Origin of the sequence: Streptomyces ureilyticus (assembly GCF_011045025.1) — a bacterium.
Lineage (GTDB): Bacteria > Actinomycetota > Actinomycetes > Streptomycetales > Streptomycetaceae > Streptomyces > Streptomyces ureilyticus.
In genome coordinates this window covers 48190-64168 of sequence record NZ_JAAKZX010000017.1, presented here as the reverse complement: position 1 = coordinate 64168, position 15979 = coordinate 48190, and the positions used below count along the sequence as shown (strand labels likewise).

Sequence of the window (15979 nt, the reverse complement as noted above, 5' to 3'; positions counted from 1 at the left end):
AGCCGGTTCGCGATTTCCGTAGCCGGTTCCGCGATGGCCAGGAGGTGTCATGCTCCGTCCAACCAGCGACGTGCAAGCATTTGAAGCCCACGCGACCGACGCCGACCTCGACGATCTACGCGCGCGACTGGCCGCGGCGCGGCTACCGGAGGCCGAGACGGTGTATCGCGCCGCGCCCGACCCTCGCCGATGGGAACAGGGCGTTCCACTCGCCGACCTCGTCGATGTCGTGAACTACTGGCGCACCGGGTACAACTGGCGGTACTTCGAAGAGCGCCTGAACCGGATCGGCCAGTTCCGCACGACCATTGATGATCTGGGAATCCACTTCCTGCACCGCCGATCCGCGCGCGCAGACGCCACTCCTCTGATCCTGACGCACGGCTGGCCAGGCAGCGTTGCCGAGTTCATCGATGTCGTAGACGAGCTGGCAGATCCGAAAGACGCAGACGCGCCGGCGTTCCACGTCGTGGTCCCGTCACTGCCAGGTTTTGGTTACAGCGACAAGCCGGCCACCACCGGGTGGGGAGTCGAAAAGATCGCGGCCGCATGGGTGGAACTGATGGGACGGCTCGGCTACAGCAAATTCGTAGCCCACGGCGGCGACTGGGGAGGCAATGTCACCACGGTTCTCGGCGGCCGGTTCCCGGCGCACGTTCTCGGCATCCACACAACACTCGCGTTGGCACCGCCCGGGTTGACCACGGACGGGCTGACGGCGATTGAGCGCAAGTGGGCCGAGGAAACCCGCGATTTCTGGCGCCACCACCGGGCGTACGCGAAGCAGCAGGCGACCCGACCGCAGACCATCGGCTACTCGCTCGTCGACTCACCGGTCGGGCTTCTGGCCTGGATCCTCGACAAGTTCGCCGAGTGGTCGGACACCGAAGACAGCCCGTTCGAGACGATCTCCAGAGACAGAATTCTTGACGACGTCACCCTGTATTGGCTGACGCGGACCGGCGCATCGGCGGCCCGCATTTACTACGAAAGCCCCAACTCGCTCGACCCCGACCTTCGGGTCGACGTCCCGTCAGCAATCACCATGTATCCCCGCGACATCGAGTCGCGCACTCCGCGCGCCTGGGCACAGGAGCGGTTCCGGCAGATCGTACGTTGGAGGACGCCCGAGAAAGGGGGACATTTCCCGTCGCTGGAGGTTCCCGAGTATTTCGTCAAAGACCTACAAGAGGGCCTCGCGGCAGTGCTGGCCGCTCATCGGTGAACGCGGCTCGGCGAAGATAGCGTGGAGTATGTCGAGGTCTTTCGGATGATAGAGATCGATACCCGCTCGTCAACATCCCCGCCCCCACACTCAGCTACGAAGAGCCGTCAAACCGGCTGATGATTTGGCGGAGTTCACGTGCGCTTCGCGGTGAAATGGCCTGCGTCACGGTGTTGAGGAGAGCGCGGGCTTCGAAGGGATTGCCGCAGCAGTACCAGTGCACATTGCCCCACTCGTAGTCGTGCCACAGTTGGCGCTCAGGACGCTGGACGTAGTTCTTCCACAAGAGCACGGCCGCGCTGACGTCTCCTGGATGCAGGTAATTGCGGGTGCGCTCGAGACGGAAGATCTCGGACAGCGCACGGGAGGACAAGCCGTCGATGACTGGCTTTGCATCTGGTGTCCGGTGACGGGAGATGCCGGCCCGGATGTGTCCTGGCCGGCTACGCGGCATGGACCTTTCGGTTCATCGTCATGACGCACATGGTCCCATGATTTCGAACGGGTTCGCTTGGGCCTGGTGTCACCATCCAGGTCCTCCGATCCCGGCGCAACAGTCATGCCGGGTCCTCCGCCTCCCTGCGGTCGCCATCGCCGCAGCCGCCATCTCAGGTGTCTGCCAGAGACACTTGCCTGTCCTGGAATCGCGCTGCCCGCTGATCATGAACCTGTTTCACTTCCTCCATGTCCACAACTCTCGGTGCTCCCCGTCCTGACCCGGCTGCCTACATGTTGCGAGCCGCGGCCAGCGCCGCCGGTCGCGGCTACAAGCAGGAGTTGATGGAGCTGCTGGACGTTCAGCCAGACGAGACCGCGCTCGACGTGGGATGCGGCCCGGGCACAGACCTGCCGACGCTGGCAGAACGGGTCGGCTTGAGCGGCACAGTGATCGGTGTGGACCGCGACCCGGCGATGCTGTCCGAAGCCCGCCGACGCACCAGCGACGTGCCGGTGGTGCAGATCCGCGAGGGAGACGCCCACGCACTCCCCGTTGAGCCCGGCACGGTGGACCGGGCCAAGATCGACCGGGTGCTCATGCATGTCGCCGAGCCGGCCTCTGTGCTGGAACAGCTCCAGCTGGTAACGCGGCCAGGGGCACGGATCGCTCTGGCGGAGCCGGACTGGGACACCCTGGTGGTCGATGCGGAGGATCTCGCCACGAGTCGCACGTTCACGCGTTACACCACGTCGGAAGTGGTCCGCCACGCGACCATCGGCCGCAGCCTCGCCCGTCTCGCGGAGCAAACGGGCTTCCTCGTCGAGACGGTGAGGGCGACTACACCGGTCTTCCTCGACTTCCAGGACGCGGATCGCACCCTTGGGCTCGGCCGCAACATGCAGACAGCCATCCAGGACGGGCACATCGACGAAGCACGTGGTCGTCGGTGGTTCGCCTCACTCTCCGAGGGAACCTTCTTCGCCTCCTTCACACTCGTCACGGTGATCTGCTCCCACTGACGACGGGCCGGGACTCATGCAGGGATGTTCGACGTCGGCCGTACGCTCACCCGTGGGCGTCGGGGACAAGGACGACCTTGCCCGTTGTAGCCCGCGTCTCCAGGGCGGCGTGTGCCGCAGCGGCCTGGGACAGGGGGAAGGTCTGGAAGGCGGGCACCAGACTCCCGTCGGCGGCCGCTGCGAGCGCGCGGGCCTCGTCGGTGGGCGCGTCCTGGCCCTCCAACAGCCGGGTCAGTGCGTCGGTGAAGGTCACGCCACGTTCCTTCAACTCCGCCTCGTCGGGGCGGAAATCCTCCCGCGAGGCCGCGCCGATGGTGATGTAACGTCCGCCTTCGGCCAGCAGCCCGAAGGCGGCCCGCCCCTTGTCGCCCTCGACTCCGTCCAGAACGACCGTGACGCCGCGCCCGCCCAAGGCGTCGCGTACGGTGCCCGCCCAGTCCGGCAGGTTGTAGTCGACGGCGACGTCGGCTCCCAGCTCTCGCACGGCTGCCGTCTTGTCCGGTCCACCCGCTGCCCCGATGACCGTGGCGCCGAGGCGGCGGGCGAACTGGACGAGCAGACGGCCGATGCCACCGGCCGCGGAGGTGACCAGGACCGTGTCGCCGGAGGTGAGTTCTGCGATGTCGAGCAAGCCGATGGTGGTGGTACCGGTGACGACCATGGTGACGGCGGCCTCGTACGCCAGTCCGGCCGGTATCCGGTGCAGGGACGAGACGTCGGCGACGGCCAGTTCGGCGTAGCCTCCCGGCCTGCCATGCGCGGTCACCACCTTGGCGCCGATCCAGGCCTCGTCCACGTCTGGCCCGACCGACTCGACGATGCCGGCCACCTCTCCCCCGAAGATTGCCGGGAGTTCGGGGAGTGGCGGACCGATCGCCAGCCCTTCCCGCATCGCCGTCTCGATCTGGTGAACTCCCGCGGCCTTCACCACGACGCGGACCTCGCCCGGTCCTGGTACGGGATCGGGCGCAGTCTCATGACGCAGGTTCTCAGCGGGTCCGAACTCGTGCAGCACGACGGCGCGCATGACCGTTCCTTCCGGTAGATCTGCAGGAGAACAGCCACTCTGCGACCTCAAGTTGACTTGAGGTCAAGCTTCTCGTGCCGGGCACCTCTCGGCGGCGTTGCTCCCCACGCGACGGTGCACACCTCGTCGAGGCCGATCAGACCCTGCTGGGGTCACTCTTGCTTGTCATCCTCCGGCAACGCTGCCACCGGGCTCGCGAAAACCTCGCGGGCCACATCGATGAACGCCTGCGCGGCAGGTGAGAGCGGCCCATGCCGCCACATCAGCCAGACCGGCCGGACCAGGCGCGGGCTGAGCGCCAGCGCCACCGCGCCGCGCCGCGCCGCCTCCTCGGCGAGAGAACGCGGCAGTAGCGTCGCTCCCGCTCCGGCCAGCACCAAGGGGACGACCGCAGCCTGATGAACCGTCTCCACCGCGATGCGCGGACGGCCTCCCTCCCCGCCCAGCGCCTGATCCATCAGAGCCCGGGTCGCGGTACCGCGCGCGGTCGCCACGAGATCCATCCGGGCCACCTCAGCGAGCGCCACGGGTCCGACCTGGGGAAAGCGTTCGGACCGTGGCACCACCACCAGGACCTCCTGTCGGCACAGCTCCAAGGTCTCGACGGTCTTGCCGTCCGTCCGCACATCGGCGAGCCCCAACTCGCACTCGCCGGTACGCACCACGTTCGCGACCGCGGCCGCGTCCGGTGGCTCGACGATGACGATGTCGATCGCGGGATGGCGCCCGCGGAAGGCCCCGGCGAGGTCCGCCAGCGGATCGACCGCCAACGTCGTCGGCGCGACGATGTCCAGCGTGCCGCCCGCCAGTCCGGCGATGGTGCGCACCACCGACCGAGCGGTCTCCAGATCGCGCATGACCTGCCGGGCAGGCTCCACAAACGCCTCTCCCGCCGAAGTCAGCACGACTCCGCGACCGAGCCGGTGGAAGAGAGGGGTGCCCAGTTCCCGCTCCAGCAGACGGATCGCGTGGGACAGCGACGGCTGTGCCACGCGCAGGGTGTGGGCGGCGCTGGTGAAGCTCCGGTGCGAGGCTACGGCGAGGAAGTACTCGACCTGGCGACGTTCCATAGAACATTTCTATCGCCGTTTCGAACCGTCCGGCGCCCGCGTGGCGATCTCGACGCCCGTCCCGTCCGACGACGGCGGTGCCCCCGGCCGATCCGAGGAGGGCCGGCGCCCGGCCCTATCCGACTACGGCGGCGCCTCACCGCTGCGCGGCCCCCACGGCGGGACGCCCCGCCGCGCGGGGCTCGGATGCCAAGCCCCGCTATAGAAGCTTTCTATAGCCCTCATTCAAAACCGGTCCACGAAAATTCAGAACGCTTGTTGACCGGCTTCTGCGGCGAATGACACTTTGACTGCGTCGCAGGCAGGGGTACTCCCGGACCGCTGAAGTCCAGCTGCATTACGCCGGTAATTCGGCCGCGATAAGAGGGTGTGACATTTCCTCGCAGGGGACCGAATCGGAGAATTACATGACTGAGTTCGACGCCGGTCGGCACGTGCTCCCCCGGCCTGACGCCCGTCGGCCGCTGACGACCACGATGGACGTTCACGACCAGGAGACCGCGTTCACGCCCATCGGTCCGGTCCCGCCGCCGGAGGGTGCCCCGAACGTGGTGATCGTGCTGGTCGACGACCTCGGCTTCGGCACTTCCAGCGCGTTCGGCGGGCCGTGCGAGATGCCGGCCGCGGACCGGCTCGCGGAGGGCGGGCTGCGCTACACCCGCTTTCATGTGACGGCCCTGTGCTCGCCGACCCGGCAGGCCCTGCTGACCGGGCGCAACCATCACTCGGTGGGCATGGGCGGCACCACCGAGATGGCCACCGCGGCCCCCGGGTACAACGGGTTCCGGCCGCGCAGCGCGGCGACCATGGCGCAGATCCTGCAAGGCAACGGCTACAGCACGGCGGCCTTCGGCAAGTGGCACCAGACCCCGCCGCGGGAGATCAGTGCGGTCGGGCCGTTCGACCGCTGGCCGACCGGGGAGGGCTTCGACACCTTCTACGGGTTCATGGGCGCCGAAATGAACCACTGGTACCCGCTGCTGTACCAGGGCACCACCCCCGTCGAGCCGGACCGCCGGCCCGAGGACGGCTACCACCTCTCCGAGGACCTCGTCGACCACGCCATCGACTGGGTTCGTACGCAGCGCACCCTGACCCCGGACCGGCCGTTCTTCACCTACCTCGCGCTCGGCGCCGCGCACGCGCCCCTGCACGTCGGCCCGGAATGGCAGGAGAAGTACCGCGGCCGGTTCGACCACGGCTGGGACCGGCAGCGTGAGGCGACCCTCGAACGCCAGAAGGAACTTGGCGTCGTACCCCCGGAGACGGAGCTCGCGCCCTGGGCGGAAGGCGTTCCGCACTGGGACGAACTGACCGACAACCAGCGCAAGTTGGCGGCCAGGTTCATGGAGACCTTCGCCGCCTTCACCGAACACGCGGACGTACAGGTCGGCAGGTTCCTCGACGCTCTGGAGGAACTGGGCGAGCTGGACAACACGATCATCCTCTACGTCCTGGGCGACAACGGCGCCTCGGGCGAGGGCGGCATCGAGGGGACGATCGTCGAGCACCGGCTGGGGCACGGCATCGTGGACGACCCGGACGAGATGATCGACCACCTCGACGAGATCGGCGGCCCGCTCAGCTACCCGATCGCCCCCGCGGGCTGGGCCCTCGCGCTCAATACGCCCTACCAGTGGACCAAGCAGGTGGCCTCACACTTCGGCGGCACTCGGGACGGCATGGTCCTGCACTGGCCACGCGGGGTCCCCGAGCGCGGCGGGCTCCGTCACCAGTTCTCGCACGTCATCGACGTACTGCCGACAATCCTCGACTGCGTGGGCGTTCCGGCGCCGTTCAGCGTCGACGGGGTGCCGCAGCAGCCCATCGAGGGCACCAGCATGAAACAGACGCTCACCGACCCCCAGGCGCCCGAGCACCGCCGTACCCAGTACTTCGAGATGTGCGGCAACCGCGGCATCTACCACGACGGCTGGATGGCGGTCACCCGCCACGGCATCCCCTGGGAGATGGTGCCGGAGGGGGACCGGCCGTTCGCCGAGGACGTCTGGGAGCTCTACGACCTGAGCGAGGACTGGAGTCAGGCGCACGACCTCGCCGCCCAACACCCCCAGAAGCTGCGCCAGTTGCAGGACCTGTTCCTGATCGAGGCGGCGCAGTACCAGGTCTTCCCCCTGGACGACCGGGTCACCGAGCGCGAGAACCCGGCCGTGGCCGGCCGTATCGATCTGCTCGGCGACCGCACCTCCGTCACCTACCGCGCGGGCATGCGCCGGTTCACCGAGGAGACCACACCCAACATCAAGAACCGCTCGCACAGCATCACCGCGGACATCGAGCTGCCGGACACTACTGCCGAGGGCGTACTCATCGCGCAGGGCGGCCGGTTCGGCGGCTGGACCCTGTACGTCACCGAGGGCAGGCCCGCCTACGCCTACAACTACTTCGGCATGAACCTGTACACCGTGCGCGGCGGCGAGCCCCTGGCACCGGGACGGCACGAGGTCCGGCTCGAGTTCGACTACGACGGGGGCGGACTCGGCAAGGGTGGGACCGCCACGCTTCTGGTGGACGGTGAGAAGCACGCGACCGGGCGGGTCGATCAGACCATCCCGTACTACTTCTCCTTCGACGAGACACTCGACGTCGGAGTGGACCTGAGCACACCGGTCACCGACGACTACCCCGTACTCGACAACGAGTTCACCGGAACCCTTCACACGATGCGCATCGACCTGGGCGCCCAGAGCGCCGAGTCGTCCGAGTTCGACGGCGGACTGCACCGGCGCGTCATGGGGGCCCAGTGAACTGCTGCGCACCGTCCGGCAGTCGGAGCGTGGGCCGGCCGCCGGGACTCCGGCAATCCACTGTCCGCCCGGCGGTCACCGAGGGCATGGTGGCCGTCCCCGCCGGCCAGTTCCTCATGGGCAGCCAGGACGCCCTCGCCTACCCGGCCGACGGGGAAGGTCCCGTGCGTACGGTGCACGTCGCCCCCTTCTGGATCGACGCCTGCGCGGTGTCCAACGAACAGTTCGCGCGCTTCGCCGCCGACACCGGGTACCGCACCTCGGCCGAGCGAATCGGCTGGTCGTTCGTCTTCGCCGGGCGGCTCCCCGACGACTTCCCGCCCACCCGGGCGGTGGCGGCCGCGCCCTGGTGGCGCCAGGTCGAGGGCGCCGACTGGCGTCATCGCGCACTGGACATGACGTGACCCCTATCGACACCCCTATCGATCCGGATCTCGACTCCACCACTCGGACAACGGCGCGATACACCCGGCGCACAAGGAGCAGAACCATGGCACCACGTAGAGGACATTGGCGTTCCGGCGCGGCGGGGATGGCCGTACTCGGTCTCACCCTGACCGCCTGTGGCGGGGCGAAGGTCGGCGAGGAATCCTCCGGGGCGGACGCCGCCTCGGGCAAGTGCGGCACCTTCAACCTCGCGATCAGCCCGTGGGTGGGCTACGAGGCCAACGCGGCGGTCATCAAGAACGTCGCGGAGAAGGAACTCGGCTGCAAGGTCGTCACGAAGGACCTGAAGGCGGAGATCAGCTGGCAGGGCTTCGAGACGGGCGAGGTCGACGCCATCGTGGAGAACTGGGGCCACGACGACCTGAAGAAGAAGTACATCGACCAGCAGAAGATCGCCGTGAACCTCGGCTCGACCGGCAACAAGGGAATCATCGGCTGGTACATCCCCCCGTGGATCGCGAAGAAGCACCCGGACATCACCAACTGGAAGAACCTCAACAAGTACGCCGCCGACTTCAAGACATCCGAGTCGGGCAGCAAGGGCCAGCTCCTGGACGGCGACCCGTCGTTCCAGACCAACGACGAAGCCCTGGCGAAGAACCTCAAGCTGGACTTCAAAGTGGTGTACGCGGGCAGCGAGACCGCGCTGATCCAGGCATTCCGGGAAGCCGAGAAGAACAAGAAGTGGGTGATCGGCTACTTCTACGAGCCGCAGTGGTTCCTGTCCGAGGTGCCGCTGGTCAAGGTCGACCTGCCCAAGCACACAGAAGGCTGCGACGCGGACAAGGCGAAAGTCGCCTGCGACTACCCCGTGTTCGACCTCGACAAGATCGTCAGCACGAAGTTCGCCAAGTCGGGCAGCCCGGCCTACGACCTGGTGAAGAACTTCACGTGGACCAACGAAGACCAGAACACCGTCGCCAAGTACATCGCGCTCGACAAGATGACACCGGAGGCAGCGGCGAAGAAGTGGATCGACGCGAACCCCGACAAGGTCAAGGCCTGGCTCGGTTAGAGGCCACGCGCGGGAAGCAGAGCGCGAGTTCTTCGCCGGGCCGTACCCGGTGCGGACTCTGGACGCGTCCTTGGCGGTGAGAGCGGCCGGCACCACTCCGGTGAGTACGAGGACGTCGAATCAGCCCTGCTTCCGCGCCGTGCCCTCCTCGTGAGCCGGTGAGGGGGACGCCCCTCAGCCGAGCAGGTCCAGAACCGTCGTCATCGACCGGTTCTGCAGCAAATAGTCCTCCGCCTCCTGGAGATGCACCCGCCACAACTCCTCGGCAGCCTCCGCGCGGCGCGCAGCGACGAGGTCGACAAGGGCGACGTGGGCGCGGAAACCCCGCCGGTTGGCCCGGATGTTCTCGGGAGTCCCCGCGTCGAGGTCGACATGCGACCAGTTCGCCTGGTCGATGATGTGGCGGACCATGCCCGTCAGTACGGTCAGCGTCTCGTTGCCCGCGAGCTCCACCACCAGCGCGTGGAACTCCATATGGGCGCGGATGAAGGCCGACGGGTCGTCCATCAGCAGCTCCGCCTCGGCGACCGCGGCGCGCAGCCGCGACAGGTCCTCGTCCGTGCGCCGCCCGGCGAGCAGTCCGGCGCACGGCGCCTCCAGGACCGTACGGGCGTCATAGACGTCTTTCAGGGTCGTGCCCCGGTACTCCAGCACCACGCCCGCGTAACGCGCGGCCACCGTCTGCTCGGGCACCTGCACCCGGGCCCCGCCCCGCGCACCCCGTCGCACACTGATCAGCGACTCCGACTCCAGCACCCGGAACGCCTCGCGCAGCGTGGGCCGCGACACGGCGAACTCCGCCATCAGCGCCGTCTCGGCGGGCAGCGCCTCCCCCTCCGTCAGCTCTCCGCGTACGATCTTGCGGCGCAGCTGTGCCGCCACCAGCTCGGCCATCTTGGGGACCCGTACCGGCGTGTTCGCCACGGTGTCCACCTCCGCCCTCACTCGGTCATCCGGTCACTGTCAGTCGAGTCCGTCGATCGCGTCCGGTACGAAGTACGGCAGCGTGATCTCGTCGGTGAAGGGGCGGAAGTCCACGCGTACGCGCAGGCCGATGCCGACCTTGTCCGGGGTGCCGGCGTCCACGTGGGACAGCAGGGTGCCGCCGTCGTCCAGGTCGATCACGGCGAGCGCGAAAGGTGTGTCGAAGCCCGGGCCTGGCGCTCGGTGCACCACCGTCACCGAGTAGACGGTTCCCCGGCCCGCGCTCGGCTCGTAGCGCCAGTCCGGCGACATGCACCCCGGGCAGGCGGGTTCGGGTACGAAGAACCGCAGGTCGCAGGAAGGGCAGTACGGGACGACCAGTTCGCCGCGCCGGGCCGCCGCCCAGAACGGCTCCGACAACTCCGTCGGCAGCGGAACAGGTCTGCCGGTCATCCGGTCCTCCCCAGCACGCTCATCTCGTAATGCTGCGCTCCGGACCCGGCGTTGCCGACGACGGCCAACTCCGCGCCCGTGATCTGGTGCACGGCGGCGCCCCGCAACTGCCGTACCGCTTCGACGACTTTGAGCGTCATCTGCTGCGTGCCGTTCCACGCGTACGCCAGACAGCCGCCGTCCGGGTTGACGGGATGCTTGCCGCCCACGGCGATGGCTCCGCTCGCGGCCAGCGGACCGCCCTCGCCCTCGCCGCACAGCCCCAGGGCTTCCAACTGCCGGATGATTTCGAAGGAGTTGGGGTCGTAGAGGGAGAAGACGTCCACGTCCTGCGCGCCGATCCCGGCCATCGCGTACGCGCGTGTGGCGGCGTCTCGGCCGAGCATGCCGACCTCACTCAGGAGCGCCGGATTGGCGTACGCGGCCTGGTGGTACTCCATCGCGCCACCGAGCACGGCGATGGGCGACTGCGGCAAGTCGCGGGCCCGTTCGGCAGTGGTGACCACGAGCGCGGCGCCGCCCTCGCCGACGATGCAGCAGTCGAGGAGGTGGAAGGGGGTCGCGACCATACGGGAGGCGAGCACGTCGTCGGCGGTGTAGGGGCCGCGGCCGTACATCATCGCCTCGGGGTTGGTGGTGCCGTTGTTGCGGATGGTGGCGGCGACCTCGGCGAGTTGGCGGGAGGTGGTCCCGTACTCGTGCATGTGCCGGGCCGCCACCAGGGCGAACTGGGCGACGACGTAGCTGCCCCAGACGTCGGCGAACTCCAGCGGTACGCCGGCGCCGACCGGCCCCGCGCCGCGCGAGACCAGCTTGCAGCCGCCGACCACGACGGTGTCCGCGTACCCGGCGCGCACGGCGGCTGCCGCCTTCAGCAGGCCCCGGGAGCCCGCGTTGTCCAGCATGGAGTCGCTGGTCCAGCGCAGGTCGCGGCCGAGCATCCGGGCCCAGGAACTGCCCTCGCCCGGTACGCCGCCGGGGCCCGGCCAGTCAACCTGAGCCCCGTCGATGTCGGACGGCTTCAGACCGGCGTCCGCCACCGCGCCGCGTACCGCTTCGAGGGCGAGGTCCATGGCATCCCGATGAGGAAGGGTCAGCGCCTGTTCGGTGGCGTACACCCCCGCGATGACGGGCGACCGGCGGTCGGTCACGGCCTCACCGTCCCGCGCCGAGCGTGTCGCCGCCGGGGTAACCTCCGCCGCCGAAGCGGGAGTCGAGCACGTCGTAGTCCTTGGCGTAGCCGCCGGTGCGGGGCAGGGCGTCGATGAACTCCACCGTCTTGGGCTTCTTGTACGAGGCGATCCGGGCCCGGCAGTGCTCGATGATGTCCTCGGCCGTGACCTCGGTGTCGTCCCGCAGGACCACGACGGCCTTGACGTCCTGGGCCCAGCGCTCGTTCGGGACGCCGATCACGGCGGCCTCCTTCACGGCGGGGTGCGACTCGATGCAGTTCTCGACCTCGGCGGGGAAGATGTTCTCGGCCGCGGACTTGAGCATCCGGGTCGTCGTACCGAGGAAGCTGATCGTGCCGTCCGCCTCCCGCCGCCCCAGATCCGTGGTGTGCCACCAGCCGAAGCGGAAGCGTTCCTCGTTGATCTCGGGCCGGTTCCAGTAACCGAGGTGCACGAGGTCCCCGCGTACGCAGATCTCGCCGGCCTCGCCGGCCTCGCACTCCCTGCCGCCGCTGTCCAGAATGCGTACGGCGGTGAAGGGCCCGGGACGTCCGGCGTTGCCGGTGCCGGTCCCGCCGTAGGCGCCGGTGACGGCGAACCCGGTCACCTCGGTCTGGCCGTAACCCCGGCCCTCGCCGCCGCCGTTGCGGGTGAAGCGGCTGGTGTCCGTGGGCACCATGCCCTCCCACACCGGTGCCGCGACACTCGCCCGCAGCTGGGACAGGTCGTGGCCGGCCTCGCGGTTGAGCGCGACGAGCTGCGCGATGGTCGGGGGCATCAGATACGCGTGGGTGCAGCGCTCGGCGGCGAGTACCGGGAGCAGTTCCTCGGCGATCACGCGGCGGACGACCACGTTCTTTCCGCCGTGCACGAAGGCCGGGATGCCCCAGAACTGGTAGTTGCCGATGTGGAACATGGGTCCGGCGCCCAGGAAGGCGGTCTCCTGGCCGATGTCGCCCATCCAGGCGGCGCTCGCGCCCATCGCGAGCAGATTGCGGTGCGAGAGCATCGAGCCGGACTGCCGTCCGCTGATGGCCGCGGTGTAGATGACGAGGAGCGCGGAGTCGGGGTCGACGTGCGTCTGGGGGTCCTCGGGCGAACCGGAGGCCAGAAAAGCCTCGTACGACTCCGCGCCTTCGGCGTCATGGCGCAACCACAACGCCCGGTGTTCACCGCCCAGTTCGGCCCGAGCCTTGCCGACCGTGTCGCCGATCTCCTCGTCCTGCCAGACGATCACGCGGGGGTCGAAGTCCTCGATCGCGTACGCCATCTCCGGGGCGGCCCAGCGCCAGTAGCCCGGGCAGACCATGGCACCGATCTTCGCGGCGGCACCGAGGAGTTCCCAGATCCGGAACGAGTTCTGGCCCAGCCACAGGATCCGGTCGCCGGGTCCGACCCCGGTGCTGGTGAGCGCGTCGGCGAGCCGGTTGGTGCGCTCGTCCAACTCGGGCCAGGTCAGCCGGACTTCGCCGTCGACCAGGGCGATCGCGTCGGGGTACGAGCGGCGGTGCTCGCGGATGAGGTCGCCGAAGGTCAGGCGGCGGGCACGATTCACTGATCTCACTCCAGAAGGCCTGGTTCCCGAAGTTCCTGATGTCCTGTCAGGCACGGCTGATCCCGACGCCCTTGACGCTGATGAACTCCTCAAGGCCAGCCCTGCCGCCCTCCCTGCCGAACCCGCTGATGCCCACGCCGCCGAACGGCGTGGCGGGCGAAGTGATGGGGTTGGGGCCGGGGTTGACGTAGACCGTTCCAGCTTTGAGGCGCGGCACCAGCCGGTTGACCCGGGCGATGTCGCGGGACTGGATGTAGGCGGAGAGTCCGTACTCGGTGTCGTTGGCCAGCGCGAGGGCCTCCTCCTCCGTGTCGAAGGGGGTGATGGCGAGGACCGGTCCGAAGATCTCGCGCTGGGCCAGGTCGCTGCGGTTGTCGACGTCGGCGAAGACGGTGGGGGTCACGAAGTAGCCGTCGGACTCGATGCGTTCGCCGCCGTAGATCAGCCGGCCGGCCTCGTCGGCGATCGCTTTGTCGATCACTTCCTGGACGCGGTCGCGAGCGGCGGCGTTGACCAGCGGGCCGATGTACGTGGTCGGTGCGAGCGGGTCGCCGACAGGCAGGTGGGCCACGACTCCGGCGACGCGCGCGACGACCTCGTCGTAGACGGAACGCTCGACGAGCATCCGGGTGGGCAGCGCGCAGCCCTGGCCGGTGTTGCTCATGGCGAAGGCGGCGCAGTACGGGACGACGCTGTCGAGATCGGTGTCGGCGAAGAGCAGGTTGGCGGACTTGCCCCCGAGTTCGAACAGGACAGGCTTGAGGCTGCGGGCCGCGGTCTCCATGATGCGGCGCGCGGTGGCGGGCCCGCCGGTGAAGGAGATCTTGTCGATGCCGGGGTGCGAGACGAGTGCTTCGCCCGCGTCGCCGAGTCCGGTGACGACGTTGATGACGCCGTCGGGGATGCCCGCCTCGCGGGCGAGGTCGGCGAAGAGCAGCGCGGAGAACGGGGTGGACTCGGCCGGTTTGATGACCACGGTGTTGCCTGCGGCGAGCGAGGGCGGGACCTTCATGGCCAGCGAGAGCGCGGGTGAGTTCCAGGTGATGATGTGGCCGATGACGCCGTACGGCTCGGCGATGGTGTACTCGACGTTCTCGTGCGGGCTGTAGGCGGCGCCCACCATGCCCTCGATCTTGTCGGCCCAGCCGGCGTAGTACTCGGTCCAGTCGGCGACGTGCGGTCCGACGTTCTCGGCCCAGCCGCCGACGCAGACGCCGTTCTCCAGCGGGCAGATCGCCGCGAAGTCCTCGATGTGGTCGCGGATCAGCTGGGCGAAGCGGGTGAGCAGCCGGCGCCGTTCGGCGGGGCGCATGGTGCCCCACACCTCGAAGGCCTGCCGGGCGGCGGCCACGGCCTGGTCCACCTCGGCGGGGCCGGCGAGCGGGATGTGCGACTGGACGAGGCCGGTCGCCGGGTTCCGGTGCTCGTAGAGTCCGCCGCTCGTGTCGGTGACGTCCTTGCCGCCGATGACGAGCCGCGGCAGCGGCAGGTCCTGTTCGGCTCTCTCCTGGTGCAACTTCACATCGACCGTGACCACGGATCCTCCTCGAGCCGTCACCGCATCTCGCACAAATAGCTAACCTATTTATCCAAGACAGTCAATGGACCGGACAGCTGCTCACAGCCCCAGCGAGCGCCCGATGATCTCCTGCATGATCTCCGAGGTCCCGCCGAACACCCGCTGAACCCGGCTGTCCCGCCAGATGCGGGCGATCTCGTACTCGTTGACGTAGCCGTAGCCGCCGAAGAGCTGCATACAGCGGTCGATGGCCTGCCAGCCGGTCTCGGTGGTCCAGTACTTGGCCGCGGCAGCCTCGTCGGCCGTCAGCTCGCCATCGACCAGCGCCATGATGCAGCCGTCCAGGTAGACCCGGGCCACGCCCAGCTGGGCCTTGATGTCGGCGAGGGCGAAGCGGTTGGCCTGGAACTCCCCGATGGGCCGGCCGAAGGCGGTGCGGGTCTTGGCGTACTCCAGGGCCAGTCCGAAGGCCCGCTCGGCGGAGGCGAGCGCGGCGACCGCGATGGCAAGCCGCTCCGTCGGAAGGTTGCCCATCATGTGGTAAAAGCCGCGCCCCTCCTGCCCGATGAGGTTCTCGGCGGGTACCCGGACGCCATGGAAGAAGAGTTCGGCGGTGTCCTGGGCCTTCATGCCGACCTTGTCGAGCTTACGGCCGCGCTCGAAGCCCTCGGTTCCGCGCTCGACGACGATCAGGCTGATGCCCTTGTGTCCGGCGTCGGGGTCCGTCTTGCAGGCGACGATGACGAGGTCGGCGAGGATGCCGTTGGTGATGAAGGTCTTGGAGCCGTCGATCACCCAGGTGTCACCGTCCCGGCGGGCGGTGGTGCGGATGTTCTTGAGGTCGGATCCGGCTCCCGGCTCCGAGAGGGCGAGCGCACAGATCGTCTCGCCGCTGATCACGCCGGGCAGCCAGCGCGCCTTCTGCTCGGGCGTGGTGAGGTGCATCAGATAGGGCGGGATGACGTCGTTCTGCAGCCCGAGGCCGATGCCGACCGAGCTGGTGGCGTGCATCTCCTCCGCCATGATGGCGTTGTAGCGGAAGTCCCACAGCCCCTGGCCGCCGTACTCCTCCGGGAACTGCCAGCCGATCAGCCCGGCCTTGCCCGCGGCGGCCCACGCCTCCCGGCTCACCTGGCCCTCGCGCTCCCACTGCTCGGTGTACGGAGCGCATTCGCGCTGGTAGTACGTCCGGGCGGTGTCCCGGAACAGCTCGTGTTCCGCGGTGAAGATCGTACGGCGCATGCTCGACTCCACTCATGCATCTCGCTTATTTAGCTGAAGTAGTTATACGATAGCGCTGTATCGGCGCCCAAGCGAGTGCCCAGACGAGTACCGAGGCGAGCACC

General features: G+C 68.5%; 14 protein-coding genes. 5 read left to right on the top strand and 9 right to left on the bottom strand.

Annotation, left to right across the window (positions count from 1 at the left end):
* Positions 1 to 49 precede the first annotated feature (49 nt).
* Complete coding sequence (locus G6048_RS08425) at positions 50 to 1225, top strand: epoxide hydrolase family protein (protein ID WP_165338818.1); 1176 nt, start codon at positions 50 to 52, stop codon at positions 1223 to 1225.
* A gap of 94 nt (positions 1226 to 1319) precedes the next feature.
* On the opposite strand, the gene G6048_RS08420 is transcribed toward G6048_RS08425, so the two are convergent.
* Positions 1320 to 1679 (bottom strand): hypothetical protein, encoded by a 360-nt coding sequence (locus tag G6048_RS08420; protein WP_235989541.1) that lies wholly within the window; start codon positions 1677 to 1679, stop codon positions 1320 to 1322.
* Positions 1680 to 1909: 230 nt separating this feature from the next.
* Between G6048_RS08420 and G6048_RS08415 the strand changes: the two genes are divergently transcribed.
* The gene (locus tag G6048_RS08415; RefSeq protein ID WP_165338817.1) at positions 1910 to 2683 is read left to right on the top strand and encodes a methyltransferase domain-containing protein; all 774 of its coding nucleotides are present in this window, start codon (positions 1910 to 1912) and stop codon (positions 2681 to 2683) included.
* A gap of 46 nt (positions 2684 to 2729) precedes the next feature.
* Here G6048_RS08415 and G6048_RS08410 read toward each other — a convergent pair whose 3' ends face one another.
* The gene (locus G6048_RS08410) at positions 2730 to 3710 is read right to left on the bottom strand and encodes a zinc-binding dehydrogenase (RefSeq protein ID WP_165338816.1); all 981 of its coding nucleotides are present in this window, start codon (positions 3708 to 3710) and stop codon (positions 2730 to 2732) included.
* A gap of 152 nt (positions 3711 to 3862) precedes the next feature.
* The gene (locus G6048_RS08405) at positions 3863 to 4780 is read right to left on the bottom strand and encodes a LysR family transcriptional regulator (protein ID WP_165338815.1); all 918 of its coding nucleotides are present in this window, start codon (positions 4778 to 4780) and stop codon (positions 3863 to 3865) included.
* 407 nt (positions 4781 to 5187) lie between these two features.
* On the opposite strand from G6048_RS08405, the gene G6048_RS08400 reads away from it, so the two are divergent.
* The 3 genes from G6048_RS08400 to G6048_RS08390 all read left to right on the top strand — a co-directional run bounded on the left by G6048_RS08400 (position 5188) and on the right by G6048_RS08390 (position 9010).
* A complete protein-coding gene (locus G6048_RS08400; protein ID WP_165338814.1) occupies positions 5188 to 7548 on the top strand; it encodes an arylsulfatase in 2361 nt (786 codons plus the stop codon).
* 86 nt (positions 7549 to 7634) lie between these two features.
* Positions 7635 to 7952 (top strand): SUMF1/EgtB/PvdO family nonheme iron enzyme, encoded by a 318-nt coding sequence (locus G6048_RS08395; protein ID WP_328825713.1) that lies wholly within the window; start codon positions 7635 to 7637, stop codon positions 7950 to 7952.
* Positions 7953 to 8038: 86 nt separating this feature from the next.
* Positions 8039 to 9010 carry an ABC transporter substrate-binding protein gene (locus G6048_RS08390; protein ID WP_165338813.1) on the top strand — a complete coding sequence of 324 codons (972 nt, stop codon included), beginning with the start codon at positions 8039 to 8041 and terminating at the stop codon, positions 9008 to 9010.
* Between the two features lie 174 nt (positions 9011 to 9184).
* Here the strand turns inward: G6048_RS08390 and G6048_RS08385 are convergent, their stop codons facing one another.
* The 6 genes from G6048_RS08385 to G6048_RS08360 all read right to left on the bottom strand — a co-directional run bounded on the left by G6048_RS08385 (position 9185) and on the right by G6048_RS08360 (position 15875).
* Positions 9185 to 9934, bottom strand: a complete 750-nt coding sequence (locus G6048_RS08385) for a FadR/GntR family transcriptional regulator (protein WP_328825712.1) — start codon at positions 9932 to 9934, stop codon at positions 9185 to 9187.
* 39 nt (positions 9935 to 9973) lie between these two features.
* Complete coding sequence (locus tag G6048_RS08380; protein ID WP_165338812.1) at positions 9974 to 10387, bottom strand: Zn-ribbon domain-containing OB-fold protein; 414 nt, start codon at positions 10385 to 10387, stop codon at positions 9974 to 9976.
* Positions 10384 to 11538: a thiolase family protein gene (locus G6048_RS08375; RefSeq protein ID WP_165338811.1), complete on the bottom strand. Its 1155-nt coding sequence runs from the start codon at positions 11536 to 11538 to the stop codon at positions 10384 to 10386. Before G6048_RS08375 ends, G6048_RS08380 begins: the two co-directional genes overlap by 4 nt.
* Positions 11539 to 11542: 4 nt before the next feature.
* A complete protein-coding gene (locus G6048_RS08370) occupies positions 11543 to 13114 on the bottom strand; it encodes an AMP-binding protein (protein WP_328825711.1) in 1572 nt (523 codons plus the stop codon).
* A 46-nt stretch (positions 13115 to 13160) separates the two neighbouring features.
* A complete protein-coding gene (locus G6048_RS08365) occupies positions 13161 to 14651 on the bottom strand; it encodes an aldehyde dehydrogenase family protein (RefSeq protein ID WP_165338809.1) in 1491 nt (496 codons plus the stop codon).
* Positions 14652 to 14732: 81 nt separating this feature from the next.
* Complete coding sequence (locus G6048_RS08360; protein WP_165338808.1) at positions 14733 to 15875, bottom strand: acyl-CoA dehydrogenase family protein; 1143 nt, start codon at positions 15873 to 15875, stop codon at positions 14733 to 14735.
* Positions 15876 to 15979 lie beyond the last annotated feature (104 nt).